At 68.9% G+C, this 5,638-nt stretch carries 9 protein-coding genes; 8 read left to right on the forward strand and 1 reads right to left on the reverse strand.

From position 1 onward, the window contains the following. The first annotated feature begins 149 nt into the window (after positions 1 to 149). The 7 genes from BR70_RS0100100 (at position 150) to BR70_RS0100130 (ending at position 3,236) form a co-directional block, all read left to right on the forward strand. Positions 150 to 395 carry a hypothetical protein gene (locus tag BR70_RS0100100; RefSeq protein ID WP_155896710.1) on the forward strand — a complete coding sequence of 82 codons (246 nt, stop codon included), beginning with the start codon at positions 150 to 152 and terminating at the stop codon, positions 393 to 395. An 81-nt stretch (positions 396 to 476) separates the two neighbouring features. After that, on the forward strand, positions 477 to 1,013 hold the full coding sequence (locus BR70_RS0100105) for a hypothetical protein (RefSeq protein WP_027464417.1): 537 nt from the start codon (positions 477 to 479) through the stop codon (positions 1,011 to 1,013). Next, a complete protein-coding gene (locus BR70_RS0100110) occupies positions 1,014 to 1,295 on the forward strand; it encodes a hypothetical protein (RefSeq protein ID WP_027464418.1) in 282 nt (93 codons plus the stop codon). It begins immediately after the preceding gene. Positions 1,296 to 1,354: 59 nt separating this feature from the next. Then, entirely contained in the window at positions 1,355 to 1,564 is a 210-nt protein-coding gene (locus BR70_RS0100115) for a hypothetical protein (RefSeq protein WP_027464419.1), read from the forward strand. Between the two features lie 25 nt (positions 1,565 to 1,589). Next, positions 1,590 to 2,390, forward strand: coding sequence for a Fic/DOC family protein (locus BR70_RS0100120; RefSeq protein WP_027464420.1), 801 nt, complete (start codon positions 1,590 to 1,592; stop codon positions 2,388 to 2,390). Between the two features lie 152 nt (positions 2,391 to 2,542). Then, positions 2,543 to 2,887: a hypothetical protein gene (locus BR70_RS0100125; protein WP_231495605.1), complete on the forward strand. Its 345-nt coding sequence runs from the start codon at positions 2,543 to 2,545 to the stop codon at positions 2,885 to 2,887. Positions 2,888 to 2,945: 58 nt separating this feature from the next. Beyond that, positions 2,946 to 3,236, forward strand: coding sequence for a hypothetical protein (locus BR70_RS0100130; RefSeq protein WP_027464422.1), 291 nt, complete (start codon positions 2,946 to 2,948; stop codon positions 3,234 to 3,236). Between the two features lie 75 nt (positions 3,237 to 3,311). On the opposite strand, the gene BR70_RS0100135 is transcribed toward BR70_RS0100130, so the two are convergent. Continuing rightward, positions 3,312 to 3,752, reverse strand: a complete 441-nt coding sequence (locus BR70_RS0100135) for a hypothetical protein (protein ID WP_155896711.1) — start codon at positions 3,750 to 3,752, stop codon at positions 3,312 to 3,314. A gap of 404 nt (positions 3,753 to 4,156) precedes the next feature. Here BR70_RS0100135 and mobF point away from each other — a divergent pair. After that, on the forward strand, positions 4,157 to 5,638 hold a 1,482-nt coding region (gene mobF / locus BR70_RS0100140), incomplete at its 3' end, for a MobF family relaxase (RefSeq protein WP_027464424.1).

The raw sequence follows: 5,638 nt of genomic DNA on the forward strand, positions 1-5,638 counted from the left end.
CCCGCCGAACCGACCGCATCGGGCCCGACGTTCGCGGAGATCTCCCGCCTCCGCGGCGAACACGACCGCGCCGCCCGCCACGAAGCAACGATGGACCGCATGTTCCCCCAGTACGCCGGCGCCCGCGGGTGATCGAGGACACTGGAGCGATGGAGAGAGAGGAAGGCGACGCCGTGACGGATCGCAGGCGTCACGTGCTCCGAGGCATCGGTTTCATCGTCCTGGCTGTCGCGATGACGGCGGCGACCGTCAACACGATCGTGCGGGGCCCGTTCGGAGACCCGTCCGCGTGGGTGATCACGGTCGTCTTCGTGCAAGTGCTGACCGTCCTGTTCCTCGCGGCACTCGGATGGACCGAGCTCCGCCAAGCACGTGACCGGGGCGGGAAGCCGTGAGCGCCGGACGGAACGGTGTCTGTCCCGTCTGCTACTCATGAGGCCGGTTGTTCCGGCACATCACGATCGAAAGGATGAGTCATGGCTTGGCTCACACGACACGAGCGCACACGCACCGTCGACGACGTCGTGGCGTTGCTGCACTCCGACCAGGAAGACGACCGCGCGGCCGGGATCCTCGACCCTGCCGTCCCGCCGGTAGAAGTTCTCGCCCTCGCGTCGCGGCCAGGAAACGGGTACCGGGTGCGTGCAGCCCTCGCCCTGTGCGGGGCGCTGCCGGCGGACATGCGAGTGCAGATCCTCCGCGACGAGTACGCCGCCGAGACCCGCAAGCACGCCATGCCCGGCTTCTTCTTCATGCAGCTGGAAACCTACGGCCGCCAGCTCACCCGTCGGGGCGATCTCAACGACGAAACCCGTGCCGCGATCGCCGCGGCACGGACCATGTTCAGCCGCTGGGAACGCAGAACCGGCGGCATCCCGCAGGACTCGTCTACGTCGGGTGTGACGGTCTTCGGTCTCAGCCTCATGCTGATGGTCGCCGCGAGCTTCGTCTACCTGGCGTTGGCGGGCCTCATCCACGTCCCCGAGTTTCCCGTTCCGGGCCTGGGGGAGTAGGTGCTGACCTGGTTGTGGTTGCTGTTCCTCGCCGCGGGCGTTGCGACGATCATCGTTGGTGCTCGCCGTGCGACGGACGCCGATGGGCGCATCCCTCGCGGGAGTGAGCCGTGGGGTGCGGTGTTCATCGGGCTTGGCCTGTTCGCGATCGGACAGGTGTTCCTGATCGTCGACGGCGCCATGCACGGCCACGTTGGCCGATCGCTTTCCGGTGCCGTGGCGTTCCTGCTGCCCGTGGCCACCGCCGTGTACGTGGTCCGTCGGAACCGGAAGCACCGCTAGATCCACCCAGCCCGCGACCATCGTGGTTGGTAGAATTGAGTTCGAGCAGGGGAGTCCCCATGAGCATCAAGACCGAGCACAAGACCGCACGGACCGTCGACGTCGAGCAGGAGATGGCGCTGGTCGAGAAGGGCCAGCAGCTCGCTGGCCACTTCCCCGACGCCGAGGCTCTTGGCCGTGCTCGTCGCATCCTCGAGGGGACGCTGTCGCCGGAGGATGCGCGTGCGGAGGTCGCGGCGAAGCACGGGTTTCCGCTCCGCCAGCGCTGAGCGCCGGCGTCCTGCGGGGGAGCGGATGAGCGTCGACGACAAGTACACCTACCCGGGTAGCGGTGGGGTGTTGGTGAACGCTGCCGGGATCCGCGATCAGCGCCAGCTCGACGAGGCGATGAACGACGTCGCGTCGATCACGATGGCGGAAGTCCGCGCCGAGCGCGTCCCCGATCGCCCTGACTACGCGTACCTGCGGAGCATCCACGAGCGCATGTTCGGCGACCTTGTGCCGGCCATCGCCGGGGAGATCCGTGACGTCGACGTGCAGGCCACAGGGACCGGGATCCCGTACTGCCGTCCGGAGTACATCGACGCGAACCTGACGACGCTGTTCGGCAAGCTCGAGCGGGAGGACTACCTCACCGGCCTCGACGCGGACACGTTCGCGGACCGCCTCGCAGACCGGTGGGGAGAGCTATCGGCAATCCACCCGTACCGCGACGGGAACACCAGGTCCCAGAGCACCTATGTGTCAGCGATCGCGGAGCGTGCCGGCCACCCGATCGATTGGGAGCGCGTCGATGTCGACGAGCTCCGCACCGTTCGGCTGCAGGCTGTCGCCGGCAACGACCGGCCCCTCGCCGCGTATCTTCGGGCGCACCTGCTCGAGGGGACCGAGACGAACGCGACCCCGGAAGCTCCCGGTCCGAGGATCGCGACGCGTCGAGCTGAGCAGGACCGCAACACGCTTCGTGGCGCCGGCTATGACGTCGACCACCTGACGTCCGCGGGCCACGACGATCAGAACCGAGCGCGGGAACAGCAGCGTCGGCAGGAACCGCGGACGACAGAGCCGCGCGGCCGGGACGGCATCGAACGATGAGTGGCCGCGTCGCCGTCAGCGCGGAAGAACGCTTCTGGAAGCACGTGGTGCAGGGGCCAGCGCCATCGGACTGTTGGATCTGGACGGGCGCGATCGGCGACGACGGCTACGGCCGGTTCTGGGTGCCGCAGCCCGATGGGGGACAGCGGGCGATGCGTCCGCAGCGGTGGTTCTACGAGCACCTGACCGGGACGACCCTGCAGCCGTCGACGTTGCTGCTGCACGCGTGTGACGTGCCGCTGTGTGTCCACGTCGAGGCTGACCTGTCTGTGTCGCATCTGGCGCCGGGTACGCATCGGGGGAACATGCTCGAGCGGGTGCAGCGCGGCCGCCACCGGAACGCATCGACCGCGCTTCGCACGATCAGCTTCCCCCGGTCCGAACGCGTGCGCCTGTCGCGTGAGCTCCGCGAGGCGTTCCGCGACAACGGGTGGGATGGCGCCGCGGTGCGGGCGTGCAAGACGGGGATCGCGGCGGGCACACCGTCGCTCTGGTGAGCGTCGGTGTCGGATGCCGGCAGTACGGTCGCCGCAACCAACGAACGGGGGCAGGATCATGACCAACTACGCGCAGCAGCAGTGGCAGCAGGCACCGCCGGTGTACGTGCCGCGACGTGGGACGACATTGTCGCGGTGGAGCGTGCTCCTGGGCATCCAGTCCATCCTGTTCGGCCTCATCATCCCCATCCCGATCCTCGCGATCGTGTTCGGCATCGTCGGCCTCGCCCGCGGCACTGACGTGCCCGGCCGCGCCACCGCCGGCATCGTGCTCGGCTGGTCGTGCTTGACGTTCTGGGGCGGCTTCATCGCGCTGTGCGTGTGGTGGTGGGCAACCAGCCGAATCTAACGGCCACAACAACGAAGCAGCCCCCGACCATGTGGTCGGGGGCTGCTTCGTTTGTTCGAGTCGTGGGGGTGATCGTTACGCCGCGTACGACTCGGCGCCGGCCTCAACCGGACTGCCGCCGTCGTCGTCCTGCGCCTCATCGGCGACGTCGTCGCCGCTCGCCTCGGCGGCGGGTGCGACCTTGTTCTTGACTCGCTTCACGTCGCGGACGGGGATCCCGAGACGCTCGGCGACTTCGTCGCGGGTGACCTTGGTGTCGAGCATCCGACCGATGATCGCCTGCGCACGTTCTTCCGCGTCAGCGACCGCGGCGGCGGCCGCGTCGCGGATCTTCTGGATGCGTGCTTCGGCGTCTTCATTGATCCCGTCGACGGCGTCCGCTGCGACGAAGTATTCCGCGGCGAGCTCTTCGAGCTGTTCCTGTCGGCGGCGGAACTCTGCCGCCCGCTCCACGGCCCGCTCGCGTGCGGCCTTGCGCGCCGCGGCCTGCTTTCCTGACGTTCGAACCTGAGCCATGCGATTCCCCAATCCCTAACGGCCACCACCCGTCCGGTCCGGGCGGCACCGCCCTGCCGGCGGTGCATGCGGCGCTCCTGTTGTCGCCCAGTGTAGCTCGCACCTGAGGCGCGGCCTGTGACAGTCATCGACCCGGATGCTGACGGCCCGACGCTCCTCGTTCCTCGTCGCTGGCCGCCGCTCCCGGTCTCCCCCTGTCTACCGCGGTCGGTAAACCGACCGGCCCCGCCTCTCTCCCTCCACGCTGTGCTCGTTCCTCACCCAGCCCTCCGGTCATCAACGCGTCACACCTCAGGCATTACAAATGAATGAGGATAGACTCGCCCCATGCGCTCCGTCACCAGCCCGCACCACGGCTGGGTCGCGTGCGGCCTGAACGGCCCCCAGCGAGGCGGCGACGGCGCATGATGACCATGCACGTCCTGTCCGCCGGCGACGGGTACACGTACTACACGTCCGAGGTCGCAACCGGGGACGCGCGCCGCGATCACGACCGTGAGCTCGGCGACTACTACACCGCCGACGGGAACCCTCCCGGACGGTGGATGGGCGGCGGCGCCGCCGTCCTCGGCGTCTCCGGGACCGTCACCGAGGAACAGATGAAGGCCCTCTTCGGTGAGGGGCTGCACCCGAACGCGGACCGCATCATCGCCGAGGCGATCGCCGAGGGGAAGACCGGTAAGCAGGCGCAGGAGGCCGCGAAACTGGGCCGGTCGTACTACGTCTACAAGGCGGACGAGAACTCCCTGCAGGGCCGCATTCAGGCCGGGTACGCGACGTTCCAGCGCATCCAGGGGCACGAGCCCAACACCGAGGAACGCCGCCTGATTCGCTCCCGTGAGGGCGCGCAGGCGTTCCGCGACGCGAAGGGACGCGAGCCCGCCGACAAGGAAGAACTCGGCCGCTACATCACCGCAGCGACCCGCCCTGACCAGCAGGCCGTCGCCGGGTTCGACCTGGTCTGCTCACCAGCGAAGAGCGTGTCCGTGCTCTGGGCGCTCGGTGACGACGACACCCGGAAGAGCATCGAGCAGGCGCAGGACCGCGCCGTCGCGTCGACGATCGCGTACCTCGAGCGGGAGGCGTTGGCGACCCGTGCCGGCACGAACGGTGTCGAGCAGATCGAGGTCGAGGGCGGCGTCGCCGTGACCGCGTTCCGGCACTTCGAGTCCCGCAACGGCGACCCCCAGCTGCACGATCACCTGGTGGTCGCGAACAAGGTCAAGGGCTCCGACGGCAAGTGGCGCACCATCGACTCCAAGCTGCTGCACCGCATGAACGTGCCCATCTCGGAGTTCTACAACGCGGCCATCATGTCCGAGGTCACGAAGACGCTCGACGTCACCACCGAGGCTCGCGGCATGGGTGCGGGGAAGCGCCCGGTGATGGAGATCGCCGGCGTCGACACCGACCTGCTGGAGACGTTCTCCTCCCGCTCAGCGTCGATCCGCGTCGAGGTGGAACGCCTCACCGCGGAGTACCAGCGCGACCACGGCCGCGCCCCCGACACCAAGACGCAGATCAAGATCGCCCAGCAGGCGACCCTCGAAACGCGGCCGCAGAAGGAACACGGCCGCTCCCCGCAGGCCACCCACGACGACGCCGTTGCCCGCGTCGGGCAGGACCGCGCAGCCCAGGTCCTCCCCGCCGCGCAGCGCATCGCCGAGACCCGCGCCCGCGACGGATTCGGCACGCCCGCGGTCGACGTCGACGAGCGCGCAGCCCTCGTCCTCGCGGCCGTCGAGGAGCGGTACTCGGTGTGGGGTGCCGGCGTGATCGAGGCCGAGGCCCGCCGTCAGCTCGCGCAGATCATCCCGGACCAGACGATCGCGGAACCGCTTGTGCAGCAGGTCGCGAAGACTGCCCTGCACTCCTCGATCTCATTG

It is taken from the genome of Curtobacterium sp. UNCCL17 (genome assembly GCF_000686685.1).
Lineage (GTDB): Bacteria > Actinomycetota > Actinomycetes > Actinomycetales > Microbacteriaceae > Curtobacterium > Curtobacterium flaccumfaciens.